The sequence below is a fragment of the Streptomyces sp. NPDC029138 genome (genome assembly GCF_055564375.1).
In genome coordinates, this window is the sequence record NZ_JBVHWM010000023.1 from 1 (window position 1) to 13,971 (window position 13,971).

The 13,971-nt window shown below is 72.8% G+C and carries 11 protein-coding genes; 6 read left to right on the forward strand and 5 right to left on the reverse strand.

Annotated elements, in window-relative coordinates:
* Nucleotides 1-215: 215 nt before the first annotated feature.
* Entirely contained in the window at nucleotides 216-695 is a 480-nt protein-coding gene (locus ACZ4WH_RS19785; protein WP_468182079.1) for a universal stress protein, read from the reverse strand.
* Between the two features lie 99 nt (nucleotides 696-794).
* Between ACZ4WH_RS19785 and lysX the strand changes: the two genes are divergently transcribed.
* Together lysX and ACZ4WH_RS19795 are read left to right on the forward strand one after the other, a co-directional pair.
* Entirely contained in the window at nucleotides 795-4,073 is a 3,279-nt protein-coding gene (lysX, locus tag ACZ4WH_RS19790) for a bifunctional lysylphosphatidylglycerol synthetase/lysine--tRNA ligase LysX (protein ID WP_468182081.1), read from the forward strand.
* A 94-nt stretch (nucleotides 4,074-4,167) separates the two neighbouring features.
* The gene (locus ACZ4WH_RS19795; RefSeq protein WP_468182083.1) at nucleotides 4,168-5,004 is read left to right on the forward strand and encodes a polysaccharide deacetylase family protein; all 837 of its coding nucleotides are present in this window, start codon (nucleotides 4,168-4,170) and stop codon (nucleotides 5,002-5,004) included.
* Nucleotides 5,005-5,052: 48 nt separating this feature from the next.
* Here ACZ4WH_RS19795 and ACZ4WH_RS19800 read toward each other — a convergent pair whose 3' ends face one another.
* Nucleotides 5,053-5,724 (reverse strand): class F sortase, encoded by a 672-nt coding sequence (locus tag ACZ4WH_RS19800; protein ID WP_468182085.1) that lies wholly within the window; start codon nucleotides 5,722-5,724, stop codon nucleotides 5,053-5,055.
* Between the two features lie 332 nt (nucleotides 5,725-6,056).
* Between ACZ4WH_RS19800 and ACZ4WH_RS19805 the strand changes: the two genes are divergently transcribed.
* On the forward strand, nucleotides 6,057-6,974 hold the full coding sequence (locus ACZ4WH_RS19805; RefSeq protein ID WP_468182087.1) for a hypothetical protein: 918 nt from the start codon (nucleotides 6,057-6,059) through the stop codon (nucleotides 6,972-6,974).
* Nucleotides 6,975-7,136: 162 nt separating this feature from the next.
* Here the strand turns inward: ACZ4WH_RS19805 and ACZ4WH_RS19810 are convergent, their stop codons facing one another.
* Nucleotides 7,137-7,901, reverse strand: a complete 765-nt coding sequence (locus ACZ4WH_RS19810; protein ID WP_468182089.1) for a bestrophin-like domain — start codon at nucleotides 7,899-7,901, stop codon at nucleotides 7,137-7,139.
* A gap of 33 nt (nucleotides 7,902-7,934) precedes the next feature.
* Nucleotides 7,935-8,063 carry a hypothetical protein gene (locus ACZ4WH_RS19815; RefSeq protein WP_468182091.1) on the reverse strand — a complete coding sequence of 43 codons (129 nt, stop codon included), beginning with the start codon at nucleotides 8,061-8,063 and terminating at the stop codon, nucleotides 7,935-7,937.
* A 772-nt stretch (nucleotides 8,064-8,835) separates the two neighbouring features.
* On the opposite strand from ACZ4WH_RS19815, the gene ACZ4WH_RS19820 reads away from it, so the two are divergent.
* From ACZ4WH_RS19820 to ACZ4WH_RS19830, 3 genes are all read left to right on the forward strand, one after another.
* Nucleotides 8,836-9,801 (forward strand): SCO0930 family lipoprotein, encoded by a 966-nt coding sequence (locus tag ACZ4WH_RS19820; protein WP_468182094.1) that lies wholly within the window; start codon nucleotides 8,836-8,838, stop codon nucleotides 9,799-9,801.
* A 273-nt stretch (nucleotides 9,802-10,074) separates the two neighbouring features.
* Complete coding sequence (locus ACZ4WH_RS19825) at nucleotides 10,075-10,887, forward strand: SAM-dependent methyltransferase (RefSeq protein ID WP_468182096.1); 813 nt, start codon at nucleotides 10,075-10,077, stop codon at nucleotides 10,885-10,887.
* Complete coding sequence (locus ACZ4WH_RS19830) at nucleotides 10,884-13,028, forward strand: putative bifunctional diguanylate cyclase/phosphodiesterase (RefSeq protein WP_468182098.1); 2,145 nt, start codon at nucleotides 10,884-10,886, stop codon at nucleotides 13,026-13,028. Before ACZ4WH_RS19825 ends, ACZ4WH_RS19830 begins: the two co-directional genes overlap by 4 nt.
* On the opposite strand, the gene ACZ4WH_RS19835 is transcribed toward ACZ4WH_RS19830, so the two are convergent.
* The gene (locus ACZ4WH_RS19835; protein ID WP_468182100.1) at nucleotides 12,965-13,897 is read right to left on the reverse strand and encodes a LysR family transcriptional regulator; all 933 of its coding nucleotides are present in this window, start codon (nucleotides 13,895-13,897) and stop codon (nucleotides 12,965-12,967) included. The two genes, ACZ4WH_RS19830 and ACZ4WH_RS19835, sit on opposite strands and share 64 nt — an antisense overlap.
* Nucleotides 13,898-13,971 lie beyond the last annotated feature (74 nt).

A 13,971-nucleotide genomic window follows, 5' to 3' on the forward strand; every position in this document is an offset into this window, starting at 1 on the left:
TGGACCCCCCCCCCCCCCCCCCACAACCCCCCCCCCCCCCCCCCCCCCCCCCCCCCCCCCCCCCCCCCCCCCCCCCCCCCCCCCCCCCACCCTCCCCCCCCCCCCCCCCCCCCCCCCCCCCCCCCCCCCCCCCCGCTCGCCCGCGCGGGGCGTGTTCGATCCTGGGCGGCCCGTGCCCGGCGCTCGGCCTTGCCGGAGCCCCCTGCCGTGGCCCCCTACGGCACGACCGTCACCGGCCAGCGGCCCGCCTTCACCAGGCGGACCGCGACCGAGCCGATGATCCGGTGGCCGGCCTGCTCCGAGGCGCCCACCACCACCGCGTCCGCCTTCAGCTCGTCCGCCGCCTTCACCAGCCCGTTGTAGGGGTCGCCGCGGAAGGTGTGGAACTCCCAGCGCACCTCGAACGCCCCCTTGAGCCGCTCGGCCGCCTCCCGGATCTGCGCGACCAGGTCCTCGGCGATCTCGTCGGTGGTCTCCGCCACCGGCGCCCCGAGCGCAGCCCCGGCCGCGAGCACCGGCTGCACGTACACCACCGCCAGCAGCGCGTGCTGGCGCCGGGCCAGACCCGCCGCGTACGCGGCGGCGCGCATCGAGGAGTCGGAGCCGTCCACGCCGACCAGGATGACCTTCGGCCCGTCCGTGCCCCGTTCGAACCGGTGCGCAGACGAGTGCTGCTCGTGATGCTGTTCCGTCACGGTCGAGAGGCTATCGGAATCGACCGTTCCTGGTGAACGGCGGTTCACGAGGGGCCGCTCGACGGGCGAGGCACGGCGGCCCTTCCTAGAGTCGGAACCATGACCGCCACCGCGGAGCCCGCCGCACGGAGGGCCGCCACGGCGCCGACACGCCCGCCCGCAGGCGGACGCCTCGGCTGGGTCCCGCAAGCCTTCGCGACCCTGTTCGCCGCCCTGGGCCTGCTGTGCGCCCTGCTCGCGATCATCACCCCGCTGCGCCGGCCGCTGCGCCCGCTCGTCCGCATCCTCGACCTGCTCGTGGTCCCCGTCAGCGACAGCCTCGCCTACGCCGTCTTCCTGTTCCTGCTGGCCGGCGCCACCGCCGCCCGCAAGAAGGTCGCCTGGTGGCTGGTCGTCGTCTGTCTCGGCCTGCTCGTCCTCACCGACGCGCTCGGCACCGCCGTCGGCCTGTACGCCGAGTCCCTGCCGTCCCTCGTGCTGTGCGCGCTCCTGCTGCTCCTGCTCGTCCTCGCGCGCGGGGAGTTCTACGCCGCCTCCCGCCGCGGCGCCGTATGGCGGGCCCTCGCCGTGCTGCTGGCCGGGCTGGCCGTGGCGATCCTGCTCGGCTGGGGCCTGCTGCTGCTCCTCCCGGGCACGCTCCCGGCGGGCCAGCACCTGGCCTGGGCCGCCGCCCGGGTATGCGGCGGGCTGGTCCCGGGCAGCGCCTTCGACGGCCGCCCACCGCGCCAGGTGACCTTCGTGCTCGGCCTGCTCGGCGCCCTCGCCCTGCTGAACGCCGCCGCCACGCTGTTCCGCTCCCAGCGCCTGGAAGCCGCCCTGCACGGCGACGAGGAGGCCCGCGTCCGCGCCCTGCTGGCGGCGTACGGCGACCGGGACTCCCTCGGCTACTTCGCCACCCGGCGCGACAAGGCCGTCGTCTTCTCGCCCAGCGGCAAGGCGGCCGTCACCTACCGCGTCGAGGCCGGGGTGTGCCTGGCCTCCGGGGACCCCGTCGGTGACCCGGAGGCCTGGCCGCGCGCCATCCACGCCTGGCTGGACATGGCCCGCCGGCACGCCTGGGCGCCCGCCGTGATGGGCGCCTCCGAGGCCGGCGCCCGCGCCTGTGCTCGCGCCGGCCTCGGCGCCCTCCAGCTCGGCGACGAGGCGATCCTGCACGTCCCGGGCTTCGATCTGGCCGGCCGGGACATGCGCGTCACCCGGCAGGCCGTGCACCGGGTCCGCCGTACCGGAGCCGTCTGCCGCATCCGCCGGCACGCGCACCTCACCGAACGCGAGATGGAGGAGATCGTCCGCAAGGCCGACGCCTGGCGGGACACCGAGACCGAACGCGGCTTCTCCATGGCCCTGGACCGGCTCGGCGACCCCGCCGACGGCGACTGCCTGCTCGTCGAGGCCCTCGGCGAGGGCGGCCGGCTGCTCGCGCTGCTCTCCTTCGTGCCCTGGGGCCGCGACGGCGTCTCCCTGGACCTGATGCGCCGTGACCGGGCCGCCCCCAACGGGGTCATGGAGTTCATGGTCGCGGAACTGTGCGCCGCCGCGCCGAAACTGGGCGTGCGCCGTGTCTCCCTGAACTTCGCCGTCTTCCGCTCCGTCTTCGAGGAGGGCGCCCGCATCGGCGCCGGACCGGTCCTGCGGCTGTGGCGCCGGCTGCTGCTGTTCTTCTCCCGCTGGTGGCAGCTGGAGGCCCTGTACCGCTCCAACGCCAAGTACCGCCCCGAGTGGTACCCGCGGTTCATCTGCTACGGCGACACCGCCTCCCTCGCCCGTATCGGCCTGGCCTCCGCCATCGCCGAAGGCTTCGTCTCCGTCCCTTCGCTGCGCAAACTCTGGGGAAAAGGGCACCCGAACACCGGACGGCGGCCCGCCATCACGGCGGGCCCGCCGTCCGTGCCGGTGTCCGGCCTCGCCGGAGGGGACGAGGCCGGGCCCGCCGCCCGGGACGCGGACCTACCCGACCAGGTCCGTGCCCGGTACCGCACCCTCGACCGGCTGCGCGCCACCGGCACCGACCCCTATCCCGTGGGCGTCCCCGCCCCGACCCACGCCCTCGCCGACGTCACCCCCGGCGCGGACGTCACCGTGGCCGGACGCGTCATGCTGGTCCGCGACTTCGGCGGCATCGTCTTCGCCGTGCTGCGCGACTGGTCCGGCGACCACCAGATCGCCCTCACCCGCGACGGCTCCGGCCCGGCACTCGACCGCTTCACCCGCGACACCGACATCGGCGACCACATCACGGTCACCGGCCACGCCCGGCCGAGCGACCGGGGCGAACCCACCGTCTTCGTCACCTCCTGGCAGCTCACCGGCAAGTGCCTGCACCCCCTGCCCGACAAGCGGCGCGGCCTCACCGACCCCGAGGCCAGGGTCCGCCGCCGCCACCTGGACCTGATCACCAGCCCCGACGCCCGCGCCGTCCTGCGCACCCGCTCCGCCGCCGTCCAGGCCCTGCGCCAGGGACTGCTGGACCGCGGCTACCTGGAGGTCGAGACCCCGATGCTCCAGCAGGTCCACGGCGGCGCCAACGCCCGCCCCTTCACCACCCACATCAACGCCTACGACCTCGACCTGTACCTGCGCATCGCCCCCGAGCTGTACCTGAAGCGGCTGTGCGTCGGCGGCCTGGAGAAGGTCTTCGAACTGGGCCGCACCTTCCGCAACGAGGGCGTCTCCCACAAGCACAACCCCGAGTTCACCATGCTGGAGGCCTACCAGGCCCACGCCGACTACGACGTCATGCTGCATCTCGCCCGCGAACTGATCCAGGGAGCCGCGACCGCCGCCTTCGGCTCCCCGGTGGCCCGCAGGGACGGCGAGGAGCACGACATCTCCGGGACCTGGCCCGTCAAGACCGTGTACGGGGCGCTCTCCGAGACGCTCGGGGAGGAGATCGGCCCCGGCACCGAACTGCTGCGGCTGCACCGGCTGTGCGACCGCACGGGGGTGCCGTACACCGCCGACGACGGGCCCGGTGACGTCGTGCTGGAGATGTACGAGCGGCTGGTCGAGCACCGGACCGGACCGCCCACCTTCTACAAGGACTTCCCGACCGACGTCTCCCCGCTGACCCGGCAGCACCGCACCGACCCGCGGCTCGCCGAACGCTGGGACCTCGTCGCCTTCGGCACCGAACTCGGCACCGCCTACTCCGAGCTGACCGACCCCGTCGAGCAGCGTCGCCGGCTCACCGAGCAGTCGCTGCTGGCCGCCGGCGGCGACCCGGAGGCCATGGAACTGGACGAGGACTTCCTTCAGGCCCTCGCCTACGCCATGCCCCCGACCGGCGGCCTCGGCCTCGGCGTCGACCGGCTCGTCATGTTCCTCACCGGCCTGACGATCCGTGAGACGCTGCCCTTCCCGCTCGTGCGCCGCCGCTGAAACGTCTCCGCCCACTCGGCTGTCCGGGTGCATTCCCGCCGCCCCACCGGTGCCGTTGTGGTGCGCCGGAGCCCGGCCGGGCGACTGATGGGTCATGAAGAAGGATCAGTTGTTCACGCGGCGCCGGATGCTCCTCGCCGGCGTCGCCGCCCTGGGAGCCGCGGGCACCGCCGGAGTCGTCCTGGCGGAAGGCGGCGAGGAGACCGCCCGGACCGCCGTGGCCCCGGTCGCCGGCCCACAGGCCCGCCAGGCCCTCAAGCCCTCCGCCTTCCGGCTCCAGCCGCTCACCGGAGACGGACCGCCGCGCGCCGCGCCCCGCAGACTGAAGGTGCGCAGGGAACCCATCCTGCGGGTCTCCGGAAGCGGCCGGCACATGGTGCTGACCTTCGACGACGGCCCGAACCCGGAGTACACCCCGCACATCCTGGACACCCTCGCCAAGTACGGCGTACGGGCGATGTTCTTCGTGTGCGGCGAGTGTGTCGTGGAGAACAAGGAACTGCTGGCCCGGATGGCCGACGAGGGCCATGTCGTCGGCAACCACACCTGGACGCACCCGCTGCTGACCGAGCTGAACCGCCGTGAGATCCGCTCCGAGATGGAGAGCACCAGCGACGTCATCGAGGACGCCTACGGCGAGCGTCCGCAGTGGTTCCGCGCTCCCTACGGCGCCTGGAACCGCGCCGCCTTCCAACTGGGCGCGGAGATGGGCATGGAGCCGATGGCCTGGACCGTGGACACCACCGACTGGATGGAGCCCGGCGTCGGCACCATCATCGACCAGGTGGAGAGCGGCGCCGCCCCCGGTGTCGTGGTGCTCTCCCACGACGCCGGGGGTGACCGCTCCCAGACCGTCCGAGCGATCCGCGAGTGGCTGCCCTATCTGATCGACTCCGGATACCGCCTCACCGTGCCGCGCCGGCGCGTGTGACGTCTCCCGGTCGTACCGGGCCTCTTCCGCCCGCCTGCCCGCGGTGGTTCAGACGACCGCGGCCAGGCGGGCGAAGACGACGACGTTCCCCTCGTAGCCGTTCTGCTTCGAGAAACCGCCGCCGCAGGTGATGACCCGGAGTTCCGGTGTCCCCTTCGAGCCGTACACCCGGTCGCCCGGGAAATTGTTCTTCTCGAAGACCTCGACCCCGTAGATCTCGAACACGGCGGTCTTTCCGTCCTGGCGCAGGACCTCGACCTGGTTTCCCTTCTTCAGCGCCCCGAGACCGTAGAACACGGCGGGGCCCTGTTTGTTGTCGACATGGCCGACGACGACCGCGGTGCCCTTCTCCCCCGGGGACACGGAGCCGGTGAACCAGCCGGCCAGGCCCGGGTTCTCCGGCGGCGGCGCGGCGACCCAGCCGTCCGCGTCCAGCCCGACCTGCACGACGGGCGCGTCCACCCGGATCGCCGGGATGCGGACCCGCTGCACCGGGGAGAACGGCAGGGAGGCGGGCGCCGGCGCGAACGTGCCCAGCGTGGCGCGGCTGTCCGGGGCCGCCGCGGTGGCGGGCTGCGGCGGGCCGACGTCGAATTCCCCCGAACCGTTGCGAATGAGCGCCAGGCCGGTCAGCAGAACAAGCGCTATCACGCCCCACGGGGCGCGCTTCCTCCGCCGCTCCTCCTCTTCGGCAAGCTGGGCCAGCTTGGACGCAGACATTCGTCACCCCTCTCGACGCGGGCCTCGGCACGTCCCTCGCGCATGGGAAAACGCTAAGTCCCGCGCGTGCGGCGGGCGACGGGTCGAACGGCGAACGGGTGGCCTCGCACCCGGCCGGTGCGCCATCCGAGTTGCCGTTTCCAGGAATTTTCTGACGGTCCGTGACCTGCGGCAATATCCGATTGTGTGGTTGTCCGTCGGCGTGTCGGCTCACCAGGACGGACCATTCTCGACATGCGGGCGTGTTCTGCGCGTCTGAGGGTCTACCCGGGAGGTGTTTTCTCGCCGATCCACCGGGGACGGGACCCGGGGTGCCTCCCGCGGAGGATCACATGCGCAACCAACGCGCCCTGGCAGCGGCGTGCACCGCGGTCGCCGTGCTCGGGCTCGCCGCCCCTGACGCCGTCGCGGACGGCATGGGCAACGGGGGCGGACCGAGCACCACCGACAACAACGCCACGGTCATCGTGCCCGGTACCGGCAACATCGGCACCTTCAGTGGGAACGGCGTCTTCCCCGGGAACGGCGTCTTCCCCGGGAACGGGAACTTCAACGGGAACGGGAACTTCAACGGGAACGGCCATTTCAACGGCAACGGCAACGGCAACGGCAACGGCAACGGGAACTTCAACGGCAACGGGAACGGCCGCGGGAACGGGAACTTCAACGGCAACAACAATGGCAACGGCCGTGGAGGCGAAGGAAACGGTCGTGGCGGCGAGGGCCACGGCAATGGCCGTGGCGGTGAAGGCAACGGCCGAGGGGGCGAGGGCTTCGGCAACGGACGCGGAGACGACTTCGGCCGCGGGAACGGATTCGGCGGAGACGGCTTCGGGGACCGTGGCGACGACTTCGCCAACTCCCGCGACATCTTCGTCACGCCCGACATCGTCTCGGCCGGGGGCCGCCTCACCATCATCGTGAACGGCTGCCGGGGCGGCACGGCCAGTTCCGACGCCTTCGGCACCATCGAGCTGGAACAGTTCCGCGACGACACCGCGCGGGGTGTCGCCACCGTCGACCGCGACGCCCGCCGCGGCCGGTACGACGTCACCGTCCGCTGCGACGGCCGCACCCTGACCCGCCGTGGGGCCTTCAGCGTCATCGGCGGCGTCAACGGCGGCTTCGGCGGAAGCAGGATCAGCGGCGCGACGCCCACCGACACGGCGATCGGCAGCGGCCTGGTGGGCGCGGCCGTGCTCGGCGGTGGTGCCCTCTGGCTGCGCCGCCGGCACGAGAAGCGCGTCTGAGCCCCCGGTGCGCCCCCGAGGCCACCGATTCCCTCCCCGCCCCACCCCCGAGTACACGCACGTCGACAGGCCTTCGCCCCGGTTCCTCGCGGAAGCGGGGGCGAAGGCCTGCCGTGGCCGCCGTGCCGGCCGACCGGAAGACGCCGCTTCCGGCGGCCGGGGTTATCCGGTGATGCCCGGGAACAGGCTCTGGAACGGCTCCGCGGTCACCGCGATGCCCCGGCTGTAGGGCGCGTCGAAGTCCCAGATGAGGAACAGCATGAAGGCGATGGTCGCGGAGAACAGCCCGGCCAGGACCAGTTCGCGTCCGGTGCGCCGGATCTGCAACGCGAACACCATGCCGATGGTGATCAGCGCGCCGGTGAACAGCCCCCACCACACGACCGGCGGCATGGTGGCCCCGGTGGACTCGGCGCGCGCGTTGCGCGCCTGGTCGGCGGTGGCCAGCTGGTCCAGCAGCGGCTGGTAGGCCTGCGCCTCGAAGTCGTTCCTCGGCCGGTAGTCGGTGACGTCCTCCCGGACCTTGTGCAGCAGTTCGGTGCCGCGGTCGGTGACCCGCTCGTCGTCCGCCATCGTCCGCCACTCGGTGTGGACGACGTAACCGACGTAGGCGTCCACGTCCGCGCGGATGCCGTCCCGGACGTCCGGCGGGTAGACCCGGACCCGCTCCGAGATCTCGTGCAGCGCCTGGGCCTCGGTCTGCACGTGGTCCTGGGCGGTGTTGCGCGCCTCCCAGACGCCCGCGATGGCCAGGCCGAGGACGATGGCGTAGATGACGCCGATCCACATCGTCATGTACTCGATGACGTCCGGGGTCTCGTTGGGATCCTCGTCCTCGGCGGCCGCCCGGTGCCGTAGCAGCGTGATGACGACCACCACGGCACAGGCCCCCAGCATCGCGAGGATGAGAACAAGCCAATCCGACAACTGATGCCTCCAGGCAGTGAGGGAGCCGACGCGTCAGCGCGGGCGCAGCGCCGCGACGGCGACGATCGCGGGCACGGTGATGAGCAGGACGTAGGTGACGGGGGAGGTGCGGCCGCGCGGGGTGTGGCTGATGGCGTGGGGGTGGTACGCCGGGTAGCTCACCGGGCTCACGGAGGGCCGCGGGGTGGGCTTGGGCGCCGGCTTCGGTGGGGGTTTCGGCGCGGGCGCCGGTGGCGTGGGGGTGGGCGTCGGCCGGGGTGCCGGGGGAGCCGGGGGTGCCGGAGCGGGCCGGGCGGGCGGCCGTGGCGTGGGGGTCGGCCTCGGCGGCGGTGGCGGCGTCGGCCTGGGAGGCGGTGTCGGCTTCGGCGGAGGCGTCGGCTTGGGCGGAGGCGTTGGTTTCGGCGGCGGTGTCGGAGTGGGGGTGGGCGTCGGCGTGGGCGGGCACGGTGGCGGGGGCGGCTTCGGACAGGGCGGGTCGGGCCAGTGGTGGCCGCCGGCGTGGGCCACCGCCACCGTGCCGTCCGGGCCCGTGGAGGCGTACGCGCAGGCGTCGGCCGACGCGCTGCCGACCGGACAGCCCACCAGGGTCCACGTCAACGTCAACAAGGCCAACACCCGTGTGGTGGGCGCGCGTCGGGTCACTTCGGGTCCAGGCACGACCGAGATCATGAGGCGCGGAAGGTCGCCGTACCCCCTGGTCGGCCGAGATTGCTCCGAAAGAGGGAGATGGTGTGATCGGAGGTTTGACGGGCGGAAGAACCCGCTGTCGCACCGTGCGTCCCCGTGTGCACGCCTGTCCGGCCCCCGCCGCCGCACAGGATCCGGAAAGAAATTCCGGCCGCCGTTGAACACCGGGGCCCCTCCGGTGCGTACCCATGGCCGTGCGGCGGCACAGCAGGCGCTGCAATATCCAGGCGACATATGGGAGTTGACGATGAAGACCTCCTGGCGGACCGCCTCACTGGTGGCGACAGCCGCTTCGGTGCTGGCGCTGACGACGGCGTGCGGTCAGGACAATGCCCCCACTCCCGCGTCGGCGGCCCAGAACGTGGGGGCCACGGCCGCGGCCGGCGACTACGGCAACCCGGGCAGCGGCACCGCGACGGGCGCGGGCAACGGATACGGCGCCGACGGCAACCAGAGTTCCAACTCCCCGGCCCCGGTGACCCCCGCGGGCAAGCTCACCGTGGCCAGCAACCCCGAGCTGGGCAATGTGCTGACCGACGGCTCCGGCCTCACCCTCTACCGGTTCGACAAGGACACCGCCAACCCGCCCAAGTCCAACTGCGCCGGCGACTGCGCCACCACCTGGCCTCCGGTCCCCGCCGACGACGCCACCGCCGGCGCCGGCATCGACAAGGCGCTGCTCGGCGAGGTCACCCGTGCCGACGGCTCCAAGCAGCTCACCATCGGCGGCTGGCCCGCCTACCGTTACGCCAAGGACGTCAACGCCGGTGACGTCAACGGCCAGGGCGTGGGCGGCAAGTGGTTCGCGCTCGCCCCCACCGGAAAGAAGGCCAAGCTGTCCGACCTGCCCGGCCTGTCGGTCCGCAAGGACGCCAAGCTGGGGGACATCGTCGTCGACAAGAACGGCATGACGGTCTACCGCTTCATGAAGGACGAGGCCTGGCCGAAGTCCGTCTCCAACTGCACCGGTGCCTGCCTGGAGAAGTGGCCGGCGGTCGGCCCGGTCAACGCCGACGACACCGACGGCGTCAAGAAGAAGGGCCTGATGCCCTTCACCCGCCCCGACGGGGTGAAGCAGATGACCGTCAACTGCTGGCCGATCTACACCTTCTCCGGGGACAAGGCCCCGGGCGACACCAACGGTCAGGGCGTGGGCGGCACATGGTACGCCGTCTCGCCCGACGGAAAGCCGGTCGGCGCGCCGGGCAACTGATCACCTCCCCAGGGTCGATCGCCCCGCCCGCCCCGGCGCGCGGCCGAAGATCCGCCCCCTCCGCACCGCACGGAGGGGGCGGATCGTTGTGTGCGGAGAGCGCGCGAGGTGCCCGTGCAGCCGTCACACAGTGGGGCCATACGGGCACTTGCCACAGGCAGTGACCGGGAACGGACGGTCAATTTCCGGTTCAGGTCGCTCCTTTGGCGGGCGATCAGTAGCCTCAGCTCGAACACCGGATCGCCTGCAACCGTCCACGCCTTGGAGAGATACATGGAGCGTCCCGCCTGGGCCCCACGGAGCATCGACATCTCGGTGCCCAGCGTCTCGCGGATCTACGACTACTACCTGGGCGGTTCGCACAACTTCGAGGTCGACCGGGAAGCGGCCCGCAAGGCCATGGAGTTCATGCCGGGCCTGCCGAAGATCATGCAGGCCAACCGGGCGTTCATGCGCCGGGCCGTGCGGTTCGCGGCCGGGGAGGGCATCACCCAGTTCCTCGACATCGGCTCCGGCATCCCCACCTTCGGCAATGTGCACGAGGTGGCGCAGGCGGCCGTACCGGGCGCCCGCGTGGTCTACGTCGACCACGACCCGGTGGCCGTCGCCCACAGCCAGGCGGTCCTCGCGGGCAACGACGACGCCGACGTGGTCGCGGCGGACCTGCGCAAGCCCCGGGAGATCCTCTCCAGCCCCCAACTGGACCGCCTGATCGACCTGAATCGGCCAGTGGCCCTCCTCCTCGTTGCCATACTGCACTTCGTGGAAGACGCGGACGACCCGTACGGTGCGGTGGCCGAGCTGCGCGAGGCGCTCGCGCCCGGCAGCCTGCTGATCCTCACCCATGCCTCCTACGAGGGAATCCCGCTGCCCGCCGAGCGGGCCGAGGGCGCGGTGGACGTGTACAAGGACATTCGCAACCCGCTGATCATGCGCTCGCGCGAGGAGATCGCGCGGTTCTTCGAGGGGTACGACATGGTGGAACCCGGACTGGTGCCGATGCCGCGCTGGCGCCCGGACGCGGTGCCGGAGGACGATGATCCGTATGCCTTCTCCGGATTCGCCGGCGTGGGGCGTACGGCGTGAGCGCGGAGCCGGACGGGCCGGAGGACAGACTGCGCCGGCTGACGACGATCTGGAGCAGAGCGCTCTTCCCGGTGACCTCCACGTCGCTGACCCGAGCCGAGTTCGAGGAAGAACTCCTGCCGCTCGCACGCCGGTTGAGCGAACTGCTGCGCGCCCGCAGCTTCGACGCGGACGCGGCGAAGGCCGTCGGCGCCGCCCTGGTCGGGGCGCACTGCACCGACCCCGAGGCACTGGCCCGCACCCTCGACTGCGTCGACGCCTACCTGGTCCTGTACTGCGGCGAGGACGGCCCCCAGGACGAACTGCGCATCCGCTCCTCCCGGTTGCAGCACGCCATGGCCGCCGGCTACGCCCAGGCGCTGCGTGAGCGCACCCTCGCCGAGCAGGAGGCGATCGCCCAGGCCGCGTTGCAGGCCCAGGGCGTGGTGGCCCAGGCGCTGCACGCGAGCGAGGCCCGCTTCCGCGCGGTCTTCGAGGGCGCGGCCATAGGAATCGGCATCGCCGACCTCGACGGCAACGTCCTCCAGGTCAACAAGGCGCTGCTGCGCATGTTCGGGCTCTCCGAGCAGACCCTGCGCGGCCGGCGCGTCCAGGACTGGGTCCATCCCGAGGACGCCCCGCAGACGTGGCGGCTCTACGACGAACTCGTAAGCGGCGAGCGCGAGCACTACCACGTGGAGAAGGCCTTCAACCGCCCCGACGGGACGGTCCTGTGGACCAACCTGACGGTGTCCCTGCTGCGCGACGCCGACGGCGACCCGCAGTACCAGCTCGCCCTCATGGAGGACACCACCGAGCGCCGGCTGCTCAACCTCCGGCTGCGCTACGAGGCCACGCACGACGCCCTCACCGGCCTGCCCAACCGTTCCCTGTTCTTCGAACGGCTGGAGAAGGCCCTGGGCGCGGGCGAGGGCCAGCGCTTCGGCCTGTGCTACCTGGACCTGGACGGCTTCAAGACCATCAACGACAGCCTCGGCCACGCGGCCGGCGACCGGCTGCTGGTGGAGGTCGCCGACCGGCTCCAGTCCTGCGCGACCGCGCCCGGCGAGATGGTCGCCCGGCTCGGCGGCGACGAGTTCGTGGCCCTGACCACCGGCCCCGGCACCGAACGGAAGGTGGACGAGCTCGCCGAGCGCATCATGAACGCGCTGGTCACCCCGATCAGCATCGACGGCCGCGACCTCATGGTGCGCGGCAGCCTCGGCATCGTGGAGGGCCCGGCCGGGGAGCGCACCGCGGCCGAGGTGCTGCGCAGCGCCGACATCACCATGTACCGGGCCAAGTCGGCGGGCGGCAACCGCTCCGAACTCGCCGACCCCGAGGCCGACGCCCGCGCCATCACCCGGCACGGCCTGACCACGGCCCTGCCGACCGCGCTGGAGCGCGGCGAGTTCTTCATCGAGTACCAGCCCCTGGTCCACCTCGGCGACGGCAGCGTGCGCGGCGCCGAGGCCCTGGTGCGCTGGCTGCACCCGCAGCACGGCGTCCTCGGCCCCGACCGCTTCATCCCGCTCGCCGAGCACACCGGCCTGATCGTGCCGCTCGGCCGCTGGGTCCTGGAGGAGTCGATCCGCCAGGCCCGCGCCTGGCGGGAACGCCACGGCGAGCAGAAGGCCGCCGGCCCGCTGCGGATCAACGTCAACCTGTCCCCGTGCCAGCTCAGCCACCCCGGCCTGGTGCAGGACACGGTCGACATCCTCGAACGGTCGGGCGTCACCCCGGACGCCCTGTGCCTGGAGGTCACCGAGTCCGCGCTCATCGGTGCCGACGACGACCTGCTCAAGCCGCTGCGCCGGCTCGCGGAGATGGGCGTCGACATCGCCCTGGACGACTTCGGCACCGGCTACTCCAACCTCGCCAACCTGCGCCGCCTGCCGGTGAGCATCCTCAAGCTGGACCGCTCCTTCACCCGGGGCATGCAGCAGTTCCCCGCCGACCCCGTCGACCTGAAGATCGTGGAGGGCATCGTCTCCCTCGCCCACAGCCTCGACCTGGCGGTCACGGTGGAGGGCGTGGAGACCGGCGCCCAGGCCGAGCAGTTGCGGATACTGGGCTGCGACACGGCCCAGGGCTGGTACTACGCCCGCCCGGGCCCGCCCGAGAGACTCCACGACCTGGCCCTGGTGGACGCGACGGGCTGACCGGCCGGAGCCGTGCCGTCCGCCGCGTCGGCGTCCCCCTCCCGGGCGGTCGCGGCCACGGCGGCGGCCGCCCGGACGAGTGCCGCCGTGGCCGTGGAGCGGGACTGCTGCGGCCAGGCGACCGCCAGCAGTGAGGGCGGCGCGTCCGGGACGACCCGGTAGACGACGCCCGGACGCGGATAGCGGTCGGCGACGGACGCCGGCAGCAGGGCGACCAGCTCGCCCAGGGCGACGCGGGTGAGCAACTGGGCGAGGTCGCGGCCCTCGTGGCGCATCTCCTCCAGGAACCGGTGCACGTCCCCGGGGCGCAGCCCGAGGTCGGCGAGCACGACGTGGTCGCGGGCGGCGAGCGGGTGGGCCGCGCCGAGCACCGCGACCCGCGGCTCGGCGATCAGGGTCTCGCTGTCCAGGCCGGTGCGGTCGAAGGGTTCGTGGATCAGCGCGGCGTCGGCCTCCCCGCGCCGCAGCAGCCGTGGCTGTTCCAGCCACCCGCACAGCCGGACCGTCACCGGCACGGCGGCGGGGTCGGTGGCGAAGCGCTCCAGGACCGGCTCCAGCAGTCCCGCGTCGCCGTCGGCCTTGACCGCCAGGACCAGCTTCCGGTCCGGGCCTGCCGCGCGCCGGGCCCGCCGCCCGGCCGCCTCCAGGGCGTCCAGCGCGAACCGCGCCTCGGCGAGGAGCACCTCGCCCGCCCGGGTCAGGGCGACGCTGTGCGTGGTCCGTTCGAAGAGGGTGACCCCGAGATCCGTCTCCAGCCGGCGGATGGCCCGGGACAGGGGCGGGGCGGAGATGCCCAGCCGTTCGGCCGCGCGGGCGAAGTTGAGTTCCTCGGCGACGGCGACGAAGTAGCGCAGCGGGCGGGACTCCACGGCTTCGCCCTCCCTTCGGTACTGCCCTGAGGCTCGGTATTGCCCTGAGGGTAACAAGCGCGAGCGAAGCGGTC

Excerpts from the sequence above, each read along its gene's own strand:
- lysX (WP_468182081.1), top strand. The coding sequence starts at position 795 with ATGACCGCCACCGCGGAGCCCGCCGCACGGAGGGCCGCCACGGCGCCG.
- ACZ4WH_RS19795 (WP_468182083.1), top strand. The coding sequence starts at position 4,168 with ATGAAGAAGGATCAGTTGTTCACGCGGCGCCGGATGCTCCTCGCCGGC.
- ACZ4WH_RS19800 (WP_468182085.1), bottom strand. The coding sequence starts at position 5,724 with ATGTCTGCGTCCAAGCTGGCCCAGCTTGCCGAAGAGGAGGAGCGGCGG.
- ACZ4WH_RS19805 (WP_468182087.1), top strand. The coding sequence starts at position 6,057 with ATGCGCAACCAACGCGCCCTGGCAGCGGCGTGCACCGCGGTCGCCGTG.
- ACZ4WH_RS19820 (WP_468182094.1), top strand. The coding sequence starts at position 8,836 with ATGAAGACCTCCTGGCGGACCGCCTCACTGGTGGCGACAGCCGCTTCG.
- ACZ4WH_RS19825 (WP_468182096.1), top strand. The coding sequence starts at position 10,075 with ATGGAGCGTCCCGCCTGGGCCCCACGGAGCATCGACATCTCGGTGCCC.